Annotated in this window: 2 protein-coding genes; one reads left to right on the top strand and one right to left on the bottom strand. The window is 64.8% G+C overall.

Annotated features, from left to right (window positions below):
- Positions 1-83: 83 nt before the first annotated feature.
- Positions 84-863 carry a bestrophin-like domain gene (locus VMD50_RS20445; RefSeq protein ID WP_325430144.1) on the top strand — a complete coding sequence of 260 codons (780 nt, stop codon included), beginning with the start codon at positions 84-86 and terminating at the stop codon, positions 861-863.
- Between the two features lie 115 nt (positions 864-978).
- On the opposite strand, the gene VMD50_RS20440 is transcribed toward VMD50_RS20445, so the two are convergent.
- Complete coding sequence (locus VMD50_RS20440; RefSeq protein ID WP_325430142.1) at positions 979-2,271, bottom strand: IS256 family transposase; 1,293 nt, start codon at positions 2,269-2,271, stop codon at positions 979-981.
- Positions 2,272-2,763 lie beyond the last annotated feature (492 nt).

The following is a 2,763-nucleotide window of genomic DNA, read 5'->3' as shown; positions in this document are numbered from 1 at the left end:
TCTATCCACGGCGTAATCGGGAGACCCGCCCGGGGTTGCCGGCACGATGCTCCGGAGGAGTGTGGCATGTGAGTCGTTGGATCGTGAGCAACGTCCCTTCGTGGCTGCTATTGCTCGGGCTCGTCGTCTTCGTCGCCGGTGGAGCAGTCCTCGTCCAGGCCTATGTCCGGCATCGGTTCCCCGGGCTCAAAGAAGACGAGCACAACGACGTGACGAGGTTCGCCTACGGCGTCGTCGCATTCGTGTACGCCTTCTTCGTCGGTTTCGTCGTTTCGGTGATGTGGGGTCAGATCAACGCTGCGGACGCCAAGGCACGGACCGAGGGCGCGGTTGCGGTGCAAATGGCCAGGGACCTGACCGTGTTCGACAAGGCCGACAGCGACCGCATCCGGCAGAATCTGCTGGACTACGAGCGCGCGGCCGTCGTCGAGTGGCCCCTCGCTACGCGCGACCGCTCGTTCCCCGAGGCGGACAAAGCTCTGGCGCGCGTTTATACCGCATACGAGCAAGTCCTACCGCGCACCGATACCCAAAAGACGTTCCTCGCCGCCTCTTTCACCAACCTTGGCAATATCAGCCAGGCACGCACAGAGCGGCTGATCCAGGCCCGCACCGACGTCGGCACGCCTTGGCCGTGTTGGGCGATCATCTTGCTGACCAGCGCGCTGGTCCTTGGCGGCGCGATCATTTACGGTGTCGATAGCCCAGCCAGGCACTACCCCATGGTCGCGATCGTCGGCGTGCTGGTAGCCGCCATCCTGTTCCTGAACTTGGAGCTTTCGAACCCTTTCGTTGGCGAAATTTCTACGTCCCCGGAGCCTCTGCGCGAAGCCATCCAGGTCCTGTCGCAATCCCCCTCGTAGGGCACCCAGCCACCTCTGCCTAGCTAAAGCTGAGCTAAGCCGATGGGTATCAAGACCATGACGAGCTGGTGAAAAACGATCGGAGCAATTGTCAATACCTGTGGATCAAGATCTTTTACGCGGCCTCCTTCGTAGTCGTGTCGCCGTCGGGGCGTTCGACGAGTTTGCCGTTCTCGAACTTGGCGCCGGCTCGGACCAGTGCCACCAGGTGGGGTGCGTTCACGGCGCGCCAGCGTGACTGGGCGGCCTCGATCAGCTTGTAGGCCATGGCGATTCCCGCCGCCCGCGAGCCGGGACCCTTGGTGATCTTGCTCCGGTTGCGCACCGTCGCGAAAGTAGATTCAATCGGATTCGTGGTGCGCAAATGCACCCAATGTTCGGCCGGGAAGGCGTAGAACGCGACCAGCTGCTCGACGTCGTCGGTGATCTTGGCGACGGCCTTGGGAAACTTCGCACCGTAGGCGGCCTGGAACGTCTTCACCGCATCCAGAGCGTGCCGCTTGTCCTCGGCGTTCCAGATCTCCGCAAGCGCCTTCTTGGCCCCCGGATGCGCCGATTTTGGCAGCGCGGCAAGAACATTCGCGATCTTGTGAAACCAGCACCGTTGTTCGTGGGTGTCGGGGAACACCTCGCGCAGCGCGCCCCAGAACCCCAGCGCGCCGTCGCCGATCGCCAGCACCGGCGCGCGCATGCCACGCCGTTTGGCATCGCGCAGCAGGTCCGCCCACGACTCGGTGGCCTCCCGGTAGCCGTCGGTGAGCGCGATAAGTTCCTTGCGGCCGTCGGCGCGCACCCCGATCAGCACCAGCAAGCAGAGCTTCTCCTGGCCCAGGCGCACGTTGACGTGGATGCCGTCGGCCCAGGTGTACACGTAGTCCACACCGGATAGGTCCCGCTTGGCGAAGGCCTTCTGCTCGGCCTGCCAGGTCTCGGTCATCTTCGTGATCGTCGAGGAGGACAGGCCCTTGGTCGAGCCGAGGAACTGCCCCAGCGCGGGCACGAAATCCCCCGACGAGAGCCCGTGCAGGTACAGCAGCGGCAGCACCTGCTCGATCTGCGGGGTCTTGCGCGCCCACGGCGGCAGAATCGCCGACGAGAACCGGTGCCGCTCGCCGGTTTCCGTGTCGACACGGCGGTCGTTGATCCGCGGCGCGTGCACCGCCACCGCGCCGGCGCAGGTGGTCACCTCGCGCGGTTCGTGGTAGCCGTTGCGCACCACCAGCCGCCGTCCGTTCTCGTCGCACTCATCGGCGAATCGGGCGCAGTAGGCATCCACTTCGGCCTGCAGCGCCTCGGCCAGCATCCGCCGCGCACCCTCCCGGACCAGGTCGTCGATCAACGACGACCCCGAGGCTGCCCCAGCAGCAGAACCGTCGCGGTCAACAGCATCAAAAACTACAGTGAGCATGGGTCGTACCTTCCCGACCAGCGTTACCGCGCCGGTCTTGCTTGGAACCTTTATTCGGTCACCCGGGAAGGTACGCCCCTTCCCGAGCCAATCCACAGATTTCAAGCATTGCTCCCGGCGCTTCAACCCGGATAACTCCCTCGCCGACTCTCACCCACCCGGTGGCGGCATGTGGTGCGACCGGTTCGGCAAGCACCGCGTGGAACTCGGCCTACTCCTGGCCGTCAGGCTCGTCCTGCACCGGATCGAAGAAGTGCCCGATCAGGTCCCGCCGCGCCTGGTACGACCCGCTTTTCGGCCTCCGACGTGGTGGCCTCAATGCCCGAGATTGCGGGGCCCCGCTGTCGGCTGTGCGTCGTCCGACGGATTCTCGCGGCCGGTGATTCGGCCGCCTGGCGAGCCGGGGGGTTTGTGCCAGCAGCGAAGGGTGTTATAGATGTTGTTGCGTTTCCACCAAACACGGGTGGCGGGTGTTCGAGACCAGCCACCCGC

This window comes from Mycobacterium sp., assembly GCF_035506235.1.
Taxonomy (GTDB): Bacteria; Actinomycetota; Actinomycetes; order Mycobacteriales; family Mycobacteriaceae; genus Mycobacterium.
This window is presented reverse-complemented; position numbering and strand designations above follow the sequence as displayed.

Bases quoted from the DNA above. Each gene is read 5' to 3' on its own strand.
- VMD50_RS20440 (WP_325430142.1), bottom strand. From the start codon at position 2,271: ATGCTCACTGTAGTTTTTGATGCTGTTGACCGCGACGGTTCTGCTGCT.